A 19,533-nucleotide genomic window follows, 5' to 3' on the forward strand; every position below is an offset into this window, starting at 1 on the left:
GTCAAGGGTATTTGATCTCTGGCCGTGGACCGGTATAGACGGGCAAATCGGATTCCTGCGCAGGCGCACTCATGCTTCCTGCTCCACTGTTCAATCGCACGATTCTTATGTTTCGTATGCCGAAATCGTTACCGTTACTGCCATCCTGGTCATTGTTTATATACATTCGTACCGTCCCTCTTTCGATGATGGTGAATACGATTGAAAACACGTACCAGACTCCATCCTTGGGGACATGGCGGGGAACGCCACGCCATTGCGGCATGCCGGTATCTGGGTAAAGGATCGGGTTGACCAGCCCCGGAATGTGGCTGTTGTCGGCAACATGGGTTCCTTCGAACGTGAATTGGTATTGCCCGGGAATGAACAGGAAGTCTTGATAGAGGATGACCCCGGCGAAGCCGTATGGGGTGCCTTGGTCGGTGAAGTTGAAAAACGCGTTTACTAATTGATGGTTCATGACGTGCTGACGGATAGATCCGGAACGAGCCGCCAGATAGGGAATCCAGCCGTTATAAGCGTCCGCCAGTGAAGTGTAGTGATCCTCCCATTCCACCGGTGCCGTGCCGATGATGATGGAGCTCGTCGTCGATACATTACTGTTGCCCAATTGATCAACTATCCGGGCGCTCACCGGATGCGTGCCGTCGCCGATCTGCTGAAGGTCAGCGGCCGTCAACGTGTAAGTGATTGGGTTGGCGGGATGAACATAGGGAATCGTTTTACTCCAAGTCCCCACGGTCAGTGTCACCCCATCATATTCGCGCGGGTAGCTGCGGGTTAACGTAAACGTGCCTGGCTGTGCGGGGTTGGCGCTGGCCGGATGGCTGACGGTGATCTCGGATGGCGGGTAATGAAACAGCAGGTCCAGGATCGGGAGCGAGTCATCGTGATTCTGGCTGACCCGAGTCACTCGGTAAAACATTGTATTTGCGCCGTTCACCAGCCATCCCCATGGCAATTCCATGTCTATGCGGTCGTTCTCCTCGCCCACCTTGATGATCTTGATCACTGATGTCGGTTGGCCATTGACCCACAGCTCCACGGAATCATCGATGGCCAGTGGTTTAGAGAGTGTCTTGAGCGGATCAATCACCATGTACAGGCGGATGGACGGCGAGTGAATGGTCAGGGGAATGCCGCCGTGGTAGGTCCCTGTCGGCAGCACGGGTGTCTTCCATCCTGGAATGTACATGGGCCACAGCTCAAGAGCTGCGTCGGCCTGCGATGAGTTGCGGAGGCTGTTCATCTTTTTCTCCTCGGCTGCGGTGCCTGAACTGATTCGGGACAGACACCATCAGAGCGCGAAAGGAGAAGAGTGTCGCCTGTCAGATCTGACAGGCGAGTGCGAGATCAAGACGGATGGTCATTTTGCACACCGAGTGAAACCCCCTGTGCTTCAGCGCACGGCACTGACGCCGTCGAGTGTGGAGAACGACGTGTCCTTGGCCGTCAGCAAAAAGTCGCGCATGTACGGCGCGTCGAGCATGTCGGTGCGCACCGCCGCATACAGCGTGGCAAACAAGCCTTTCTCTCCCAGCCGCTTGGCTTTCACGTAGCCCCGCGAGCTGTATTCATGCAGGGCCCAGTGCGGCATGCCGCAGACGCCGCGACCGCTGGCCACCAGTTGCATCATCATCACCGTCAGTTCAGAGGTGCGTACCTGGGCCGGTTCGATGTCGGCCGGTTCCAGGAAGCGGGTGAAGATGTCCAGCCGGTCGCGCTCCACCGGGTAGGTGATCAGGGTTTCGCTGATCAGGTCCTCGGGCACGATGTAGGGCTTGCCCGCCAGTCGATGCTGGTTGGCCACGGCGAGCATCGCTTCGTAGGTGAATAGCGGCACGTAGGTGATGCCGGCCAGTTCCAGCGGGTCGGAGGTCACCACCAGGTCGAGGTCGCCCCGGGCCAGGGCTGGCAACGGCGCGAAGGCGAAGCCCGAGGCCAGGTCCAGTTCGACTTCCGGCCAGGCATCGCGGAACTGATCGATGGTCGGCATCAACCACTGGAAGCAGCTATGGCACTCGATGGCCATGTGCAGCCGTCCGGCGGTGCCGCCCGCCAGGCGGGCGATATCCCGTTCGGCGCCGCGCAGCAAGGGCAGGGCGGCATCGGCCAGTTGCAACAGGCGCAGGCCGGCGCTGGTGAACCGTACCGGCTTGGTCTTGCGCACGAACAACTGCATGCCCAGGCGCTCTTCCAGTTCCTTGAACTGGTGGGAGAGAGCGGATTGGGTCAGGTGCAGGCGTTCGGCGGCTTCGACCAGGCTGTCGGCTTCGCGCAGGGCGTGCAGGGTCTTGAGGTGACGGAGTTCAAGCACCGGAGTTGCTCCATGAGTAAAACTTGTGATCAACACGAAAAGGTTGAGTTTGTCTCATGTAGGGTCAGCTGTCGACAATGGCGCCATCTTTTACAGGAGGACGCACACCATGGCCCTGGCCCACACCCTCGGTTTTCCCCGCATCGGCGCCGACCGCGAACTGAAAAAAGCCCTCGAAGCCTACTGGAAAGGTGACCTGGCCCCGGCCGCGTTGCAGGCGGTGGGTCGCGAACTGCGGGCCCGGCACTGGCAATTGCAGAAAGACGCCGGCATCGACCTGCTGCCCGTCGGCGACTTTGCCTGGTACGACCAGGTGCTCAGCCACTCCTTGACCCTGGGCGTGGTTCCACAGCGTTTCCACAGCACCTTGAATGCCCAGGGCCGGCCGACCCTCGACACCCTGTTCGCCATGGCCCGTGGCGCCACGGCCAGTTGCTGCGGTGCCGACCACGGCCAGGCGCAATACGCCCAGGAGCTGACCAAGTGGTTCGACACCAACTACCACTACCTGGTCCCGGAGTTTTCCGCCGACCAGACCTTCGCCCTGAGCTGGGAACAGTTGTTCGATGAAGTGGACGAGGCTCATGCCTTGGGCCATCAGGTCAAACCGGTGATCATCGGCCCGTTGACCTACTTGTGGCTGGGCAAGGCCAAGGGCGAGGCGTTCGACAAGCTCGACCTGCTGGAGCGCCTGCTGCCGGTCTACGGGGAAATCCTCAACCGCCTCAAGGCCCAGGGCGTGGAATGGGTGCAGATCGACGAACCGATCCTTACCCTCGATCTGCCTCAAGCCTGGAAGAGCGCTTTCGAGCGGGCTTATCACATCCTCCAGTACTCGCCGCTGAAAAAACTCGTGGCCACCTATTTCAGTGGCCTGCAAGACAACCTCGGCCTGGCGGTGAGCCTGCCGGTGGACGGCTTGCACATCGACGCGGTACGTGACCCGGAACAACTGGGCCAGGTGCTGGACCGCCTGCCGACCTACAAGATTCTTTCGGTGGGCCTGGTCAACGGGCGCAACGTCTGGCGCTGCGAACTGGAACAGGCGCTGGCGCAGTTGCAACCGGCCCAGGAGCGCTTTGGCGACAACCTCTGGGTCAGCACCTCGTGCTCGCTGCTGCACAGCCCGGTGGACCTGGAGCGTGAAGACCGCCTCGATCCGGAACTCAAGAGCTGGCTCGCCTTTGCCGTGCAGAAATGCGGTGAAGTCGCGGTGCTGCGTGATGCCCTGAACGATCCCCAGGCCCCCGCTGTGCAGCAGGCCTTGGCCGACAGCCGCCAGGTGCAGGCCAGTCGCGCCAGCTCGGCGCGCATTCACAAACCCGCGGTCCAGGCGCGCCTGGCGGCAATCGGGCCACAGGACAGCCAGCGGCGTTCACCGTTTGCCAAACGCATCGAAGGCCAGCGCGCCCGACTGAAACTGCCGGCCTTTCCCACCACCACCATCGGTTCCTTCCCGCAGACCCCGGCCATTCGCCTGGCACGCCAGGCCTACAAGCAAGGCAAGCTGTCGGCCAACGACTATCAGGACGCCATGCACACCGAGATCCGCCATGCCGTGCAGATCCAGGAGCGCCTGGGCCTGGACGTGCTGGTGCACGGTGAAGCCGAGCGCAACGACATGGTGGAATACTTTGCCGAGCAACTGGACGGCTACGTCTTCACCCGTTTCGGTTGGGTGCAGAGCTACGGTTCGCGCTGCGTGAAACCGGCGATCATCTATGGCGACATCAGTCGGCCGAGCGCCATGACCGTCGACTGGATCCGCTACGCGCAAAGCCTGACCGACAAGGTCATGAAAGGCATGCTCACCGGCCCCGTGACCATGCTGATGTGGTCGTTCCCCCGCGAAGATGTGTCGCGCCAGGTCCAGGCGCAACAACTGGCCCTGGCCCTGCGGGACGAAGTGCTGGACCTGGAAAAGGCCGGGATCAAGATTGTGCAGATCGACGAGGCGGCGTTCCGCGAAGGGATGCCGCTGCGTCGCGGGCAATGGCAGGAGTACCTGGATTGGGCGGTTGACGCGTTCCGTTTGTGCGCGTCGGGGGTGGCTGATGAAACCCAGATCCATACCCACATGTGCTACAGCGAATTCAATGATGTGATCAAGGCCATCGCCGACATGGATGCCGATGTCATCACCATCGAGACTTCGCGTTCGGACATGGAGTTGCTGGAGGCTTTCGAGGCGTTCGACTACCCGAACGACATCGGCCCGGGCGTCTACGACATCCACTCGCCACGGGTGCCGGACACGGCCGAGATGGTTGCGCTGATGAGCAAGGCGGTAAAACGGATCGCCGCCGAGCGGCTGTGGATCAACCCCGACTGCGGGTTGAAAACCCGGGGCTGGCCGGAAACGGAAGCGGCACTGGTGAATATGGTGGCGGCGGCGCGGCAGTTGCGTAGCCAGCTGGCCTGAAGCTGACGCATGGGCGGGTACCTGTGGGAGCAAAGCTTGCTCGCGATGAAGCCAGCGCGATTTCTCTGGAATCGAGGTGCCTGTATCGCGAGCAAGCTTTGCTCCCACAGATACATCCTTACCCACAGATACATCCTTACCCACAGATACATCCTTACCCACAGATATATCCTTCGCGCAGGCAACCATTCGGCAATCTTCATCAAACTGTCACGCAACTGTGGCAGCGCGCTTGAACAAACTTCATCAGACTCGCGCTCTACTGGGGTTCTGCGTTTCGGTGTTTCTTCATGCGTGTATTCATTTTCCTGGCCGCGTTGTTTTTCGGCCTGCCGTCGATGGCGGCTTCTCGGTGTGACATCAATGTTGCGACCCAACGGGTCGATCTGGATCAGGTGAGCCTGGCCTACCAGAGCGTTGGCCGTGCTTCGGATCCGGCGCTGTTGCTGGTGATGGGCCTGGGTGGGCAGTTGATCCATTGGCCGGACGAAGTGGTGGTCGCCCTGTGCGAGCAGGGTTTCCGGGTGATTCGCTACGACAACCGCGACGTCGGCCTGTCCACCTGGCGCCAGGCTCCCGGCAGCGCCAACCTGACCTTCGAAGCCCTGCGCTACAAACTCGGCTTGCCCGTGGCCGCGCCTTATACCTTGACCGACATGGCCGATGATGGGCTGGGACTGATGGACGCCTTGCAGGTGCAAAGCTTCCATGTGTTGGGCGTGAGCATGGGCGGGATGATCGCCCAGCACATGGCCGCCATGGCGCCGCAGCGGGTCGAAAGCCTGACCCTGATCATGACCAGTTCCGGTGCCGAAGGCTTGCCCGCACCCAGCGCCGCGCTGGTGCAGTTGCTGTCGCGGCGCAGTGCGCCGAATCGCGAAGCGGCCCTGCAGCAGCAGGCCGATCTGCTGGCCGCGTTGGGCAGCCCGATGGTGGTGGATGATCGCCAGGCATTGCTGCATCAGGCCGCCGTGGCCTATGACCGGGCCTTCAACCCCGAAGGCGTGAAGCGCCAGATCATGGCGATCATGGCCGAGCCGAGTCGGGTGGCGCTGCTCAATCAACTGCGGGTGCCGACCCTGGTGGTCCACGGCACCGCCGATCCTTTGCTGCCGGTGATGCACGGCGTGCATCTGGCGGCGCACATCCAAGGCAGCCAGTTGAAGTTGATCCCGGGCCTGGCCCATCGTTTCCAGGAAGCATTCAAGGCGCCGTTGCTAGGGGCCGTGTTGCCGTATCTGCAGCAGCACCGTGAAGACACGTCGCACTGGGCGCAGATCGAGCCGGTGCAGGCGCCTAATCTGCTCTGATCTTGATCGTTCCCACGCTCTGCGTGGGTATGCATCCCGTGACGCTCCGCGTCACCTTCCAGAAGCGGAACGCGGAGCGTCCCTGGCGGCATTCCCACGCAGGAGCGTGGGAATGATCAAGACCGCGTCGCCTTCATCGCGGGCAAGCCTTGCTCCCACAGGACCGCGCCTGGGCCTGCTCCACCAACCACCCCATCAATTCCTGCAACGGCCCCGACACTTGGGGTTTGTGCGGGTGCACCAGGTGATAACCCAGGCCGGTCTTGACCTTCAGCTCGAACGGCATCACCAGCCGGCCGGCGCTCAGGTCGTCGCCGATCAGCGACCAGTCGCCAATCGCCACGCCAGTGCCTTGGGAAGCCATGGACATCGCCAGGTCCAGGGTTTCGAAATGCTGGCCCTTGCTGACATTGCTCAAGTGCACATCGGCCGCCGCCAGCCAGGCGTTCCAGTCGCGCTCGTCACGGGTGGGGTGCAACAGCAGGTGTTGTTGCAGGTCGGCGGGTTCACGCAGCGGCACCGGGCCTTCCAGGATCGGGCGAGAGCAGACGGGCGTCAGTTGTTCATCGAACAGATGCACGCACGCCAGCGAGGCGTCAGGTGGTGGGCCATAGACCACCGCGGCGTCGAAGGCTTCGCGCTGGAAGTCCACGCCGTGCCTGACCGTGGTGGTCAGTTCCACCGGCACGTCCGGCCGTTCCTTCTGCCATTGCAACAGGCGCGGCAGCAGCCAGCGCATCACGCAGGTCGGAGCCTTGAGTTGCAGGGTCTGGCGTTTTTCGCCGACCTGCTCGACCGCTTCGCCGATCAGGCTGAACACCTGCTGCACTCGGGGTAGCCAGGCCTGGCCTTCGGCGGTCAGGCTCAGGCCGCGTGCCTGGCGCTGGAACAGCGCATAACCCAGATGATCTTCCAGCCCGGCGATCTGCCGGCTCACCGCGCCCTGGGTGATGTGCAGTTGTTCGGCGGCCCGGGTGAAGTTGCAGCATTGGGCCGTGATCAGAAACGTGTGCAGCGCCGGCAGCGGGGGAAGTCGTTTCATTTCGGATCCAAGCCATGACGTGAGGACATGGCTAGTATGACTTTTTATCCATTGTTGCCGCTATGGTCGGACCGTTCCAATAACGCCATTCCCAAGACAAAAAAGGGTCCCGCCGCAGGCTGTGCGAGGCCCTTTACACGACAAGAAAAAGGCAATGGCAATGGCGACGTGCGGCGAAGTATTGGTCAAGTTACTCCAAGCGTATGGCGTGGAGCAGGTGTTCGGCATTCCTGGCGTGCACACCGTCGAGTTGTACCGCGGGCTGGCCCGTTCCAGCATCCGCCATGTGACCCCGCGTCATGAACAGGGCGCAGGCTTCATGGCCGATGGTTACGCCCGGGTCAGCGGCAAGCCCGGCGTGTGTTTCATCATCACCGGCCCCGGCATGACCAACATCACCACCGCCATGGGCCAGGCTTACGCCGATTCGATCCCGATGCTGGTGATCTCCAGCGTGCAGTCGCGCAGCCAGTTGGGCGGCGGGCGCGGCAAGTTGCATGAACTGCCGAACCAGGCTGCATTGGTGGGTGGGGTGGCGGCGTTTTCCCACACGCTGATGTCCGCCGCTGAATTGCCCGGCGTGCTGGCTCGGGCGTTCGCCGTGTTCCAGGCTGGACGCCCGCGGCCGGTGCACATCGAAATTCCGTTGGACGTGCTGGTCGAAGACGCCGATGCCCTGCTCGCCAGCGTGCCGGTGAACATCAACCGCGCCGGTGCTGCGCCGAGTGCCGTGGCGCAAATGGCGGCAACGCTGGCATCGGCCAAGCGGCCATTGATCCTGGCCGGCGGCGGAGCCCTCGACGCGGCGGCCGAATTGACCGAACTGGCCGAACGCCTCGGCGCGCCAGTGGCGTTGACCATCAATGCCAAGGGCCTGTTGCCGGCCCGCCATCCGTTGCTGATCGGCTCCACCCAGAGCCTGGTCGCCACCCGCGCGTTGGTGGCCGAGGCGGATGTGGTGCTGGCCATCGGCACCGAGCTGGCCGAGACCGACTACGACATTACCTTCGCCGGCGGCTTCGAGATCCCCGGTGCGCTGCTGCGCATCGACATCGACCCGGACCAGACCGTGCGCAACTACCCGCCGCACCTGGCGCTGGTGGCCGACGCCCGCGTCGCCGCCCGGGCCGTGCTCGACGCCTTGAGCCAGCCCCCCTTGGCCGAGCGCCGTGACGATTGGGGCGCTACGCGTGCCGCCCGGTTGCGCGCGGATCTTCAAGGCAGTTGGGACGCGGCGACCCGTGCCCAGACCTTGTTTCTCGACACCGTCTTGCAAGCGCTGCCGGAGGCGGTGTTCGTCGGCGATTCGACCCAACCGGTGTACACCGGCAACCTGACCTTCAACCCGGAGCAGCCGCGCCGCTGGTTCAATTCATCCACCGGCTACGGCACCCTCGGCTACGCCTTGCCAGCGGCCATTGGTGCCTGGCTAGGTGGCAAGGACCGGGGCCACGGTCGCCCGCCGGTGGTGTGTTTGATTGGCGACGGCGGGTTGCAGTTCACCCTGCCGGAACTGGCCAGCGCCGTGGAGGCGCGCACGCCGGTGATCGTGCTGCTGTGGAATAACCAGGGCTACGAAGAGATCAAGAAATACATGGTCAACCGCGCCATCGAACCGGTGGGCGTGGACATCTACACCCCGGATTTCATCGGCGTCGCCAAGGCCTTGGGCTGCGCTGCCGAAGCCATCGACGGCGTGGCGCAACTGCACGCCGCGTTGCTCGCCGCTTGCGACCGGCAGGGCCCGACGCTGATCGAAATCGACCAGGCAACCTGGATGGCGCAGGTGTCGAAATGAATTTCCCTACGACGCAAGACGGGCTGTACATCAACGGTGAGTGGTTGGCCGGCGATCAACCGCTGCGGGTGATCAACCCGGCGACCGAAGCGCTGCTGACCACCGTTTATGGCGGCGACGAGGGCGCTGTCGATCAGGCGTTGAACGCGGCGACCCAGGCCTTCACGCACTGGTCGAACACCACCGGCGCCGAGCGTGGCGCGATTCTGCGCCGGATTGCCGCTGGCGTGCGGGACGCTCGTGAACGGTTGATGCACCTGCAATCGAGCAACAACGGCAAACCGCTGTTCGAAGCGGCCATCGATGTCGACGATGTGGTCGCCACCTTCGAGTATTACGCCGAGTTGGCCGAAGGCCTGGACGCCCGGCAAGACAGCCCGCTGGCGTTGCCCAGTGCTGATTTCAGCGCACGCCTGCGCCGCGAACCCTGCGGCGTGGTCGGCCTGATCGTGCCGTGGAATTTCCCGATGGTCACCACGGCCTGGAAACTCGCCCCGGCGTTGGCTGCCGGCTGCTGCGTGGTGCTCAAGCCGTCGGAGGTCACGCCGTTGCCGGAGCTGGAACTAGCGTCGATCATCGCCGAATGCGGGTTGCCCGACGGCGTGTTCAACCTGGTCTGCGGCACGGGCCTGGCAGTTGGGGCGCCATTGGCGGCGGACCCGCGCGTGGCAAAGATTTCCTTCACCGGCAGCAATGCGGTGGGTGTGCAGGTGATGCAACGGGCGGCGGAAACGGTGAAGGGCGTGAGCCTGGAACTGGGCGGCAAATCGTCCCTGCTGGTGCTGGCCGATGCCGACCTGGACCTGGCGGTGGAGCTGGCCTGCGGTGGTGGTTTCTTCAATGCCGGGCAGATGTGTTCGGCCACCAGTCGTGTGTTGGTCGCCGATGAACTGGCCGATGAATTCCTGCAACGGCTCAAGACCCGCGCCGAGGCGATCCGCGTGGCCGACCCGTTCGACCCGGATGTGGAGATGGGCGCGCTGGTGAACCAGGCGCAATACCAGCGGGTGCTGGGGCACATCGACCGTGGCTTGAGCGCCGCAGCGACGCTGGTGTGCGGTGGGCAGCGACCCGCGCATCTGCCGCGCGGCTTTTTTTACAGCCGACAATCTTCACCGACGTGCCCCTGGACAGTGCGTTGTGGTGCGAAGAGATCTTCGGGCCTGTGTTGTGCGTGCGCCGTTTCAGCACCCCGGCGCAGGCGATCGCCCTGGCCAACGACAGCCGTTTCGGCCTAGTGGCCAGCGTGGTCAGCCGTGATACGGCGGCTGCCGAAGAGGTGGCCAACGCTTTGCAGGCAGGGCTGGTGTGGATCAACGCGCCGCAGGTGATTTTCCCCCAGGCGGCGTGGGGCGGTTACAAACAGAGCAGTCTCGGCCGCGAATTGGGGCCCTGGGGATTGGCCGCGTTTCAGGAAATCAAGCATGTGATCCGGGCGGTCTGACGGCACGTTATCAGGTCACGCATGCCTCGAAAAAAGGCATGCGCCAGGAACATGGCTCCAATGAGTTTTTTTCGATAGTCAGGGATTTTGCACAACCTCAGGATGGCCGCAGACGGCGGTGAAGCCCTTGTTGTACGGGGCTTTGCTCGACGTCGAACGGTGCGGGCGCAACGGTTTTTACCCACCTCATACTTAAAAGAATAAAGGGAGTCCTCCATGGGCGAGCATGATCTGAACAGACGTCAATTCATCAAGACTGCAAGTGTGGTTTCGGTAGCGGCGGCCGCCATGAGCGTGCCCTTCATCAGCGCCCGGGCCAGCGATACGCGGTTCGTCGGCAAGACCCTGCGCCTGCTCACCTGGTCCGATGACACCGGGCTGGCGGCGTTGCGCAACATCGCCGCCACCTTCGAGGCCAAGACCGGGGCCAAGGTCATTGCCGACCGCACCGGCAGTACCTCGGAAATGGTCGCCAAGCTCAAGGCCGGTGGTGACCGGCCGCAGTACGACATCATCACCCTGGCCGGCGTCGGCGCCGAGGGCCTGGCCGCCGCCGGGCTGTTGGAAAAACCCGACCTCAACCGCATTCCCAACCTGGCCGACGTGCCGGCGCAATACCGCACCGGCGCTGGCGGCCATGGCATCGGTTACCTGCTGTGGTGCAACAGCCTGGTCTACAGCACCCGGACCTTGAGTCAGGCGCCGGACAGTTACGCCGCGCTTTGGGATGCGGAGCTGGCGCCGAACATCTTCCTGCCGCCGCCGAACTGGACCGAGGCCATGGACCTGATCATCATCGCCGCCAAGCTGGCCGGTGGTGACGAACACAACATCGAGCCCGGCTTCAAGAAACTCGCCGAGCTCAAGGACCGGGTGGTGACCCTGGGGGAAAACCCGAACCAGATCGCCGAGTTGTTTCGCACCGGCTCCCTGGACATGGGCGGCTTGTATGCGCCAGCGTTTTTCCCCAAGCAGATCCGCGACCCGGCCTACAGCCTGGGGGCGACGTTCGGCATGAAGGAAGGTTTCTATACCGACCTGATGCTCTCGGTCATGCCGAAAAACCGCCCGGGCGACACCGACCTGGCCTACGCCTTCATCGACCACTCCCTCGACCCGCTGGTGCAGGGCAAGATGGCCGAAGACATCTTCAACGGCCCGGTCAACGCCAAGGCCATCATCTCCAGCGAAGCGCGCAAGAGCCCCTACATCCTGACCCCGGAGCAAATCGCCGACAAAGCGATCATGCACGACAACGCCTTCCTGGCGACGGTGCATGACCAATGGATCCGCCGGTACACGGAAATCTTCTCTTCCTGAAACGAACGCCCGACACCGGCTGCCCAGCAATGCGGCCTCTGTGACCGCCCGAGAACCAGTGTGGGAGCGGGCTTGCTCGCGATAGCGGTGAGTCAGTTGCTGGAGATGCTGACTGTGCCGTCGCCATCGCGAGCAAGCTCGCTCCCACAGGGGCATTGGGGTGTGCATTGGTCTTGCGGCCCAGCCGAGAACCAGTGTGGGAGCGAGCTTGCTCGCGATAGCGGTGGTTCAGTTGATGGAGATGCTGACTGTGCTGTCGCCTTCGCGAGCAGGCTCGCTCCCACGGGGATTGGGTTGTTTTGAGATTGTGTTTGTTCTGTCGTTTTCCACTGACGAGATCTTGCCATGGAACACCTACCATTAACCCGTCACCAGAGTGTCGCGCCCATGCGTCCACCCCGGGAGATTTCCCCCACCCGCCGAGCCTGGCTGTTCCTGTCGCCGTCGATGTTGTTTCTCGGCGTGCTGATCGCTGCCAGCCTGTTGGTGCTGCGCATGAGCGTCGGCACCAAGGGCGCGGAGTGGAGTGGGTTCAGCCTCGCCAGCTACGGGCAGTTGCTGGAGCCTTATTACCTCAAGTCCCTGCTGCTGACCTTGCGCCTTGCGTTGATCAGTGCGGTGATCGCCGTGCTGCTGGCGATCCCTGTGGCCTACACCATGTCGCGCCTGGCCTCGCCGTTGTTGCGGCGGGTGTTCCTGGCGGCGGTGCTGTTACCGCTGTTGGTCAACCTGCTGCTGCAAAGCTATGGCTGGCTGGTGATCCTCGGCCCTGCCGGCATGCTCAATCAGGCGCTCATGGGCCTGGGCCTGATCAAGCGGCCGATCATGCTGCTGTACAACCAGAATGGTGTGTTGATGGGCCTGGTCCAGACGGCCTTCCCGCTGGCCGTGCTGCCCATCGCCAGCGCCATGCGTGGCGTTGCCCGCAGTTATGAAGAGGCCGCCGCCACCCTCGGCGCGAGCCGCTTCCAGGTGTTTCGCCAAGTGGTGCTGCCCATGAGCCTGCCAGGGATCATTACCGGCGCGACGCTGGTGTTTGCCTACAACGCCAGCAGCTTTGTCGTGCCGCTGCTGTTGGGTGGGCGGCGGGTGCCGATGTTGGCTGTGATGGTCCACGACCAGATTGCCCCGTTGATGAACTGGCCCGCCGCGTCCGCTGCAGGGGTGGTGCTGATTGTCACCACGCTGATGATCATGACCCTGTCCGAATATTTCACCGGCCGTCGTCGACGGATGCTGGAGGCTTCTCAATGACCGCGTTGAGCAAAAAACGCCAGTCGCTGTTGCCCGGTGAAACCGGGCGCGCAGTGGGGCTGCTGTCGGGTTTCATCCTGTTGCTGGCGGTGCTGCCGATCCTGACCATGATCGTCATGTCCTTCAGCGGCGCGGCGAACCTGGACTTTCCGCCGAGCAGCTACAGCCTGCAATGGTATCGGGCGGCGTGGCACACCTTCGTATCGCCGGATGCCAGCGACGTGCTGAGCCTGGGCCAGGCCATGGGCACCAGTTTGTTGGTGGCCTGCCTGACGATGATATTCGCCACGCTGATCGCGGTGCCGGCGGCCTACGCGCTGACCCGTTGCGAGTTCCGTGGCAAGGCCGTGGCGTTGCAACTGATGTCGCTGCCGCTGGTGTTTCCCATGGTGGTGCTGGGGTTGGCGCTGCTGCTGGTGTTCGACAGCCTGCCATTCCAGATGACCACCTCGCGACTGGTCATTGCCCACGTGATCCTCGCCTTGCCGTTCGTGGTGAAGAACTGCACCGCCGCCATGCTCGGTATCGGCAGTGAAGTCGAAGAAGCCGCGCGAATGCTCGGGGCGACACCACGGCGGGCCATCGTCGATGTGGTGGTGCCGTTGATGAAGTCGGGGATTCTCGCCGGGATGCTGCTGGCGTTCATTGTCTCGTTCAACGAATTCACCGTGACCTATTTCCTCTACACCATCGATGTCATGACCGTGCCGATCTGGATGTACAGCCGCACCGTGTCATCGCTGGACCCCACCGTTTTCTCGTTTGCCGTGCTCATCGTGCTGATCGATTTCGTGTTGATCTGGGCGTTGGAGAAGCTGGTGGGCGAGGGCGGCGTTTCCTTTTGATTTCGAGGTGAAGACATGACTGGACTGATACTGGAAAACGTCGAGAAGCATTACGGCTCGGCCTGCGCGGTCACGGACGTGAACCTGCATTTGCCCGAGGGCAAACTGGTGTGTTTCCTCGGGCCTTCGGGCTGTGGCAAGACCACCTTGCTGCGCATGATCGCCGGCCTGGAAAGCCTCAGCGGCGGCGAAATCCGCCTGGATGGCCAAGACATCGGCCACACCCCGGCGCACCTGCGCAACTTCGGCATGGTGTTTCAATCGCTGGCCCTGTTTCCCCACATGACCGTCGGCGAGAACATCGCCTATCCGCTGAAGCTGCGGGGCGTGGGCAAGGCCGAGCAACAGGCGCGGGTGGTGGAGTTGCTGGAACTGATCCAGCTCCAGGCGATGATCGACCGGCCCGTGGCGAAACTGTCCGGCGGCCAGCGCCAGCGCGTGGCGATTGCCCGGGCCATTGCCGCCCGGCCGAAAATCCTCCTGCTGGACGAACCGCTGTCGGCTCTGGACGCGAAGTTGCGCGAGTCGATGCAAGTGGAAATCCGCCAACTGCAAAAGCGGTTGAACATCACCACCATTTTGGTGACCCACGATCAACGCGAAGCCATGACCATGGCTGACATCGTCGTGGTGCTGGGGGAGCATCGGGTGCAACAGGTCGGTACGCCGATCGAGATCTACCGGCACCCGGCCAATGAGTTCGTCGCCGACTTCATCGGCTCAGGCAACATTTTTCCGGCGACCACCCTGGGCAACGGACGGGTCGGGCTGCCGGGCGGGGACACGCTGGACGTGCCGGCCAGCCATAGCGTCATCGCTGGCGAGAAGATCAAGTTGCTGGTGCGCCCCGAAGACCTGCAACTGTCCTCGCCCCAGGCCTCGGCGGGTAACCGGTTGCTGGGCAAGGTGACGTTCGTGCGGGACATTGGCGCGACCGTCGAGACCACGGTGGAGTGTTCCGGGATCTCGTTCACGGCGCTGAACACGCCTTGCCAGGGCATGGACCTGGGCATTGGGCATGCGGTGTCGGTGACCATACCGGCGCAGGCGTGTCGGTTGCTCGGTGCCTGAGTTCAAGAAATGAGGTGCTTTTACTGGCCTCATCGCGAGCAAGCTCGCTCCCACAGTTGATTGTTGTGAACAGCGAACCCCTGTGGGAGCGAGCTTGCTCGCGATGGGGCCGGCCCAGTCAACACAAACCCCAGGTCAAACAGTCATCCGCAACCGCGCCAGATCCCGCAACGGCGGCGCACCGAACAACCGGCTGTACTCGCGGCTGAACTGCGAAGGGCTTTCATAACCCACCCGATACCCCGCCGCCGAGGCTTCCAGCCCTTCGGCCAGCATCAGCCGCCGGGCTTCCTGCAGGCGCAGTTGCTTCTGGTATTGCAGCGGGCTCATGGCGGTCATGGCCTTGAAGCGGTGATGCAGGGTCGAGACACTGAGGTTCACTTCCCGGGCCAGGTCATCGATGCGCAGCGGCTGTTCGAAATGGCCGTTGAGCCACTTGATCGCCTGGCTGATGCGATGGCTCTGACTGTTGGCGATAGCGATTTCGTACAGCCGATAACCCTGGGGACTGCGCAGCAGGCGATAGAGGATTTCCCGGCGCACCAGCGGCGCGAGCATGGCGATGTCTTTCGGTGTATCGAGCAACCGCGCCAGGCGCAGCACGGCGTCGAGCGTCGGCGTGTCCAGGCGTTCGACATACAGCCCCCGTCCGGCGGGGCGGGTCGGAACACCCAGGGGGCCGGCGTCGGCGATCAGTGCGGTGATTTCCGCCGGGTCGATGTCCAGGCGCAGGGCGAGGATCGGCTCTTGCGGCGAAACGTCCGCGATGCAACCGCTCAACGGCATCGACACCGAGACCACCAGGTAATGGAGCGGGTCATAGTTGAAGAGCTCATCCGCCAGGCGCACCTGTTTGCTGCCCTGGGCCATGATGCACAGCGCCGGTTGGGCCAGCACCGGAGCGAACTTTTGAGGCTTGCTGTGGCGCGACAGGTTCAGCGAGCCGATGGCCGTGGCATAGCTGCCGTCTTCGCTGGTATTGCGGTCGATGATCGACGCCAATTCGGCGCGCTGTTGTTCCAAGTGCGTGTCCAGCGGGACGTGGGCGTGGTCGAGTGGCGACATGCCGGGATCCTCAGGCGATAGGGAGCGATGAACAAAAGCTTATGTTTGTGCAAGGCGCAGCGGTAGCAACATCCTGTTGAAAGCTTGCCTGATCCTGCACGGCGCAAGGGGCCATGACGCTGCAATGCTGTGGAAACTTGCTTGAAACCTTTTGTTTCAACTTCCCTGGTTTCGACCGGATCGATGGCAAATTTTGTGATGCCGATGCGCAGGATTGTGCAATGGGTCGGCAGGAATCGACTAACGAAACTGGCGTCGTGGCGCTTAACCTTTGATCCTGTCGCAGCCTGTCCCCGGCTGCACAACGGATTACCTGGGAGGGTTGAACATGACTACACAGATCCCCGTCAGCCACATGACTTTCGTCCGGGCCCGTGCCGGTTGCTCCAGGCAACTGGGGGCGCGCCTGAGTACGCTGATCGCGCCCTCGCGCCTGGCTCCCGGTTGCTTGCACTTTGCCTTGCAGCAATCGCAATGCGACGCTGATTTGTGGCTGGTGTCGGGGCTGTGGGTCAATCAGCCGTCGATGGATGCCTACTTCAATTCACCGGCCATGGCGATTTTCGCCGAGCTGGTGCAGGACCTGGTGGTGAGCAGCCTGGATTTTCATACCTTCAGGGAAGTCTCCGCCGCCCAGGCGACCGAAGGGTGCCGGGCGCAGGTACACAAACTGGCCGGTTGAAGGTTTAATGAGCGTCATTTTCCACCGCCAGGATGCACAAGACATGGCACGTAAAGCCTTTGAAACCTTTGAAGCTGTTTCCGCCGTCGTTCCCAAGGAAGGCGGCGGCTACCATGCCGCCATTGCCACCAAGGCCATCGGCGGCTCAGGCGCGCCGCGCTTCAACAAGATCCTTGAAGAGCAGACCTTCGAAACCGCCGTCAAAGCCGATGAAGCGGCAGCCCTGCAACTGACCCACCTCAAAGGCGTCGACGACGAGGGCGGCTTGGTCTGGAACCCACGAGATTAACGCTGTGGGAGCAAGGCTTGCCCGCGATGAAGGCACGCGGTCTGTCTTGGGAACCGAGGGGCCTGCATCGCGGGCAAGCCTTGCTCCCACAGTGCAATCTTCTATCGAGGGCGATGCATCTTGAACAACGCCTCAGGCCCCAACTGGAAATAATCCGCCGGCCCGCCACCGCGCAAGATCGGTTCGGCGGCGGCAGTGTCGTATACCCCATCCTTCAACAGCCACTTGGCGATATGCACGGCGACTACTTCGCCGAGGATCAGCCAGCTTGGCACCAGCCCTTTGTCCGCCCGCTGCAGTTGAATGATCTGCGTGACCTTGCATTCGAAGGACACCGGGCTTTCGGCGACGCGCGGAACCTGGATTACCCGTGACGACGCTGTCGTCAAACCCGCCAGTTCGAACTCATTGACCTCTGGCGCGACCGTCGCGCAGCTCTGGTTCATCTGCTCGGCCAGCGGGCGCGTGGCCAGGTTCCAGGCGAATTCGCCGGTCTGTTCGATGTTGTTCAGGCTGTCTTTGCGCCCGACGCTGGAGAATCCGATGATCGGCGGGATGTAGTTGAAGGCGTTGAAGAAACTGTAGGGCGCCAGGTTCAGGCGGCCTTCGGCATCCTGGGACGAAATCCAGCCGATGGGGCGCGGGCCAACAATGGCGTTGAACGGGTCATGGGGCAGGCCGTGGCCGTTGGCGGGTTCGTAGAAATGGATATCGTCGGGCATCGGGCCGGGTCCTGAATGGTTTGAAAACGAAGGGATAGTGCAAGGGTTGGTGAGTTATTTCCAGCCGAGCAAGCAAAACCTGAGCGCCCGATACCCTTGTGGGAGCGAGCCTGCTCGCGATAGCTGTTTACAACGCGCAACCGTTGCCGCGTCGGATGATGTCATCGCGAGCAGGCTCGCTCCCACATTAGTTCTTCAGTGATTTTCACTTTGTGCTCGACTAAGACTGCCCGTTTTCCTGTGACCCATAAATAACTAAGCCCGGCCGAAGCCGGGCTGTGAGGGTGTCGTTCTCGGATTAGCTGATGGCAGCAGTGTTAGTGCGGTCGAAGCCATCTTCAGCGACGGTAGCGCCGCCAGTGCGGTCGAAGCCATCTTCAGCGACGGTAGCGCCGCCAGTGCGGTCGAAGCCATCTTCAGCAACGGTAGCGCCGCCAGTACGGTCGAAGCCATCTTCAGCGACGGTAGCGCCGCCAGTGCGGTCGAAGCCATCTTCAGCAACGGTAGCGCCGCCAGTACGGTCGAAGCCATCTTCAGCGACGGTAGCGCCGCCAGTGCGGTCGAAGCCGTCTTCGGCGACGGTAGCGCTGCCAGTGCGGTCGAAGCCATCAGCAGCAACGGTGGCAGCGCTAGTACGGTCATAACCGTCGGCGGCGATGGCCGAGCTGGTGCGGTCGAAACCGTCAGCGGCGAAGGTGTTGGCAGCGAGTACGGACAGGGTCAGGGCGAGGATCAGTTTGGTTTTCATGGTGGTTACTCCTAGGGGGCGTTGGCGATGTGCCTTGCATGGGTTGAATGCTACGCCAACTAAGTTGATTGAAAAGCGCAAAATAATGCTAAAAACAATCGATTAAATAGATATTAAGGGCGGCGTATGCAATTCGCTTCCATCGTCGGAGCGAACGTCGCGCAGGTCATCGATCAGGTGAGCCCAAGATGCAGCACCAGCATTAACGGGTGATTAATCGCTGTTTTGGCTGTGTGACAGATTTTTCATACATTCCCGACCTGTTTTTCACCCATGCATCTCCAGTCTGCCCCCCCATGGTCACCAAGAGCCTGCCGTCACACACTGGAGATTGCCCTGCGATGAATAAATTGCCCCAAATTACCCTGGCCTTCTGGGTCATGAAGATCTGCGCGACCACCCTGGGCGAAACCGCGGGGGATTTGCTGTCGATGACCCTTGATGTCGGTTACGCCATCAGCTCGCTGATTCTGATCAGCGTGTTCGTCCTGACACTGGTTACCCAACTGATGGCCAAGACCTACAAGCCGATGCTGTACTGGATCGTGATCCTGTCCACCAGCACTGCGGGCACCACAATGTCCGACTTCATGGATCGCACCCTTGAGTTGGGTTACGCCACCGGGTCGATGATCCTGATTGCGATTCTGTTGGCGATCTTCGCGGCTTGGCGCCTGAGTGGGGATTCGCTCAACGTCACCAAGGTGCAGACCTTTCGCGGCGAGATGTTCTATTGGATGGCGATTCTGTTTTCCAACACCTTGGGCACCGCGCTCGGTGATTACCTGGCCGACGATTCGGGCCTGGGCTTTGCCGGCGGCGCATTGCTGATCGGCTCGACCATTGCCGTGGTCGTGCTGCTCAAGTACTTCACCCGCATTTCGTCAGTGGTGTTGTTCTGGATCGCGTTCGTGCTGACGCGCCCCCTGGGAGCGACGCTGGGCGACTTGATGACCAAGCCTCATGACAAGGGTGGCCTGGACTTCGGCACCATCGGCTCGTCGGCGGTGCTGGCGGGGATATTGATCGTGATGATCGTTGGCGCAACCTATGCGCAGAACCGTTATGGCAAGCAGGGCGCTGCTGAGTTGACTTGAAACCGAGTCGTCTCCAATCGCGAGCAGGCTCGCTCCCACAGGGATTTACGCCAACCCTGTGGGAGCGAGCTTGCTCGCGACGGGGCCATCACCGTCACCGTTGCAGT

At 62.2% G+C, this 19,533-nt stretch carries 16 protein-coding genes and 1 pseudogene; 11 read left to right on the plus strand and 6 right to left on the minus strand.

The features are described 5' to 3' along the window. Position 1: 1 nt before the first annotated feature. Positions 2–1,249 carry a hypothetical protein gene (locus tag AB4O22_RS02315; protein WP_039013834.1) on the minus strand — a complete coding sequence of 416 codons (1,248 nt, stop codon included), beginning with the start codon at positions 1,247–1,249 and terminating at the stop codon, positions 2–4. 150 nt (positions 1,250–1,399) lie between these two features. Beyond that, positions 1,400–2,317 carry a transcriptional regulator MetR gene (gene metR / locus AB4O22_RS02320; protein ID WP_058546066.1) on the minus strand — a complete coding sequence of 306 codons (918 nt, stop codon included), beginning with the start codon at positions 2,315–2,317 and terminating at the stop codon, positions 1,400–1,402. Positions 2,318–2,426: 109 nt separating this feature from the next. Between metR and metE the strand changes: the two genes are divergently transcribed. Next, entirely contained in the window at positions 2,427–4,739 is a 2,313-nt protein-coding gene (gene metE / locus AB4O22_RS02325; protein WP_460095827.1) for a 5-methyltetrahydropteroyltriglutamate--homocysteine S-methyltransferase, read from the plus strand. Positions 4,740–5,029: 290 nt separating this feature from the next. Next, positions 5,030–6,049 carry an alpha/beta fold hydrolase gene (locus AB4O22_RS02330; RefSeq protein WP_223471468.1) on the plus strand — a complete coding sequence of 340 codons (1,020 nt, stop codon included), beginning with the start codon at positions 5,030–5,032 and terminating at the stop codon, positions 6,047–6,049. A gap of 133 nt (positions 6,050–6,182) precedes the next feature. Here the strand turns inward: AB4O22_RS02330 and AB4O22_RS02335 are convergent, their stop codons facing one another. Continuing rightward, positions 6,183–7,091 carry a LysR substrate-binding domain-containing protein gene (locus tag AB4O22_RS02335; RefSeq protein ID WP_003205161.1) on the minus strand — a complete coding sequence of 303 codons (909 nt, stop codon included), beginning with the start codon at positions 7,089–7,091 and terminating at the stop codon, positions 6,183–6,185. Between the two features lie 160 nt (positions 7,092–7,251). Between AB4O22_RS02335 and AB4O22_RS02340 the strand changes: the two genes are divergently transcribed. From AB4O22_RS02340 to AB4O22_RS02365, 6 genes and pseudogenes are all read left to right on the plus strand, one after another. Then, positions 7,252–8,889, plus strand: a complete 1,638-nt coding sequence (locus AB4O22_RS02340; protein ID WP_460097777.1) for a 5-guanidino-2-oxopentanoate decarboxylase — start codon at positions 7,252–7,254, stop codon at positions 8,887–8,889. Further along, positions 8,886–10,333 (plus strand): annotated as a pseudogene (locus AB4O22_RS02345) (aldehyde dehydrogenase family protein). The gene AB4O22_RS02340 and the pseudogene AB4O22_RS02345 overlap by 4 nt, the downstream one beginning before the upstream one ends. Positions 10,334–10,549: 216 nt before the next feature. After that, positions 10,550–11,653, plus strand: a complete 1,104-nt coding sequence (locus AB4O22_RS02350) for an ABC transporter substrate-binding protein (protein ID WP_003205153.1) — start codon at positions 10,550–10,552, stop codon at positions 11,651–11,653. A gap of 345 nt (positions 11,654–11,998) precedes the next feature. Continuing rightward, positions 11,999–12,907, plus strand: a complete 909-nt coding sequence (locus tag AB4O22_RS02355) for an ABC transporter permease (RefSeq protein WP_223471469.1) — start codon at positions 11,999–12,001, stop codon at positions 12,905–12,907. Continuing rightward, entirely contained in the window at positions 12,904–13,752 is an 849-nt protein-coding gene (locus AB4O22_RS02360; protein WP_003205149.1) for an ABC transporter permease, read from the plus strand. Before AB4O22_RS02355 ends, AB4O22_RS02360 begins: the two co-directional genes overlap by 4 nt. A 15-nt stretch (positions 13,753–13,767) precedes the next feature. Further along, positions 13,768–14,823: an ABC transporter ATP-binding protein gene (locus tag AB4O22_RS02365; protein ID WP_223471470.1), complete on the plus strand. Its 1,056-nt coding sequence runs from the start codon at positions 13,768–13,770 to the stop codon at positions 14,821–14,823. A 135-nt stretch (positions 14,824–14,958) separates the two neighbouring features. On the opposite strand, the gene AB4O22_RS02370 is transcribed toward AB4O22_RS02365, so the two are convergent. Continuing rightward, entirely contained in the window at positions 14,959–15,888 is a 930-nt protein-coding gene (locus AB4O22_RS02370) for an AraC family transcriptional regulator (protein ID WP_003205146.1), read from the minus strand. Between the two features lie 328 nt (positions 15,889–16,216). On the opposite strand from AB4O22_RS02370, the gene AB4O22_RS02375 reads away from it, so the two are divergent. Then, complete coding sequence (locus tag AB4O22_RS02375) at positions 16,217–16,570, plus strand: putative quinol monooxygenase (protein WP_223471471.1); 354 nt, start codon at positions 16,217–16,219, stop codon at positions 16,568–16,570. A gap of 43 nt (positions 16,571–16,613) precedes the next feature. Next, the gene (locus AB4O22_RS02380; protein ID WP_024617534.1) at positions 16,614–16,859 is read left to right on the plus strand and encodes a hypothetical protein; all 246 of its coding nucleotides are present in this window, start codon (positions 16,614–16,616) and stop codon (positions 16,857–16,859) included. Positions 16,860–16,960: 101 nt separating this feature from the next. Here AB4O22_RS02380 and AB4O22_RS02385 read toward each other — a convergent pair whose 3' ends face one another. Together AB4O22_RS02385 and AB4O22_RS02390 are read right to left on the minus strand one after the other, a co-directional pair. Then, positions 16,961–17,581: a flavin reductase family protein gene (locus AB4O22_RS02385; RefSeq protein WP_223471472.1), complete on the minus strand. Its 621-nt coding sequence runs from the start codon at positions 17,579–17,581 to the stop codon at positions 16,961–16,963. A gap of 298 nt (positions 17,582–17,879) precedes the next feature. Next, positions 17,880–18,329, minus strand: coding sequence for a heme utilization protein (locus AB4O22_RS02390; protein WP_460095829.1), 450 nt, complete (start codon positions 18,327–18,329; stop codon positions 17,880–17,882). A 341-nt stretch (positions 18,330–18,670) separates the two neighbouring features. On the opposite strand from AB4O22_RS02390, the gene AB4O22_RS02395 reads away from it, so the two are divergent. Continuing rightward, positions 18,671–19,426 carry a COG4705 family protein gene (locus AB4O22_RS02395; RefSeq protein WP_223471474.1) on the plus strand — a complete coding sequence of 252 codons (756 nt, stop codon included), beginning with the start codon at positions 18,671–18,673 and terminating at the stop codon, positions 19,424–19,426. Positions 19,427–19,533 lie beyond the last annotated feature (107 nt).

The sequence above is a fragment of the Pseudomonas sp. S3_B11 genome (genome assembly GCF_054667715.1).

Excerpts from the sequence above, each read along its gene's own strand:
- AB4O22_RS02355 (WP_223471469.1), top strand. The coding sequence starts at position 11,999 with ATGGAACACCTACCATTAACCCGTCACCAGAGTGTCGCGCCCATGCGT.
- AB4O22_RS02395 (WP_223471474.1), top strand. The coding sequence starts at position 18,671 with ATGAATAAATTGCCCCAAATTACCCTGGCCTTCTGGGTCATGAAGATC.
- AB4O22_RS02380 (WP_024617534.1), top strand. The coding sequence starts at position 16,614 with ATGGCACGTAAAGCCTTTGAAACCTTTGAAGCTGTTTCCGCCGTCGTT.
- AB4O22_RS02360 (WP_003205149.1), top strand. The coding sequence starts at position 12,904 with ATGACCGCGTTGAGCAAAAAACGCCAGTCGCTGTTGCCCGGTGAAACC.
- AB4O22_RS02335 (WP_003205161.1), bottom strand. The coding sequence starts at position 7,091 with ATGAAACGACTTCCCCCGCTGCCGGCGCTGCACACGTTTCTGATCACG.
- AB4O22_RS02390 (WP_460095829.1), bottom strand. The coding sequence starts at position 18,329 with ATGAAAACCAAACTGATCCTCGCCCTGACCCTGTCCGTACTCGCTGCC.
- metE (WP_460095827.1), top strand. The coding sequence starts at position 2,427 with ATGGCCCTGGCCCACACCCTCGGTTTTCCCCGCATCGGCGCCGACCGC.
- AB4O22_RS02340 (WP_460097777.1), top strand. The coding sequence starts at position 7,252 with ATGGCGACGTGCGGCGAAGTATTGGTCAAGTTACTCCAAGCGTATGGC.
- AB4O22_RS02315 (WP_039013834.1), bottom strand. The coding sequence starts at position 1,249 with ATGAACAGCCTCCGCAACTCATCGCAGGCCGACGCAGCTCTTGAGCTG.
- AB4O22_RS02330 (WP_223471468.1), top strand. The coding sequence starts at position 5,030 with ATGCGTGTATTCATTTTCCTGGCCGCGTTGTTTTTCGGCCTGCCGTCG.
- AB4O22_RS02350 (WP_003205153.1), top strand. The coding sequence starts at position 10,550 with ATGGGCGAGCATGATCTGAACAGACGTCAATTCATCAAGACTGCAAGT.
- AB4O22_RS02370 (WP_003205146.1), bottom strand. The coding sequence starts at position 15,888 with ATGTCGCCACTCGACCACGCCCACGTCCCGCTGGACACGCACTTGGAA.
- AB4O22_RS02375 (WP_223471471.1), top strand. The coding sequence starts at position 16,217 with ATGACTACACAGATCCCCGTCAGCCACATGACTTTCGTCCGGGCCCGT.
- AB4O22_RS02385 (WP_223471472.1), bottom strand. The coding sequence starts at position 17,581 with ATGCCCGACGATATCCATTTCTACGAACCCGCCAACGGCCACGGCCTG.
- AB4O22_RS02365 (WP_223471470.1), top strand. The coding sequence starts at position 13,768 with ATGACTGGACTGATACTGGAAAACGTCGAGAAGCATTACGGCTCGGCC.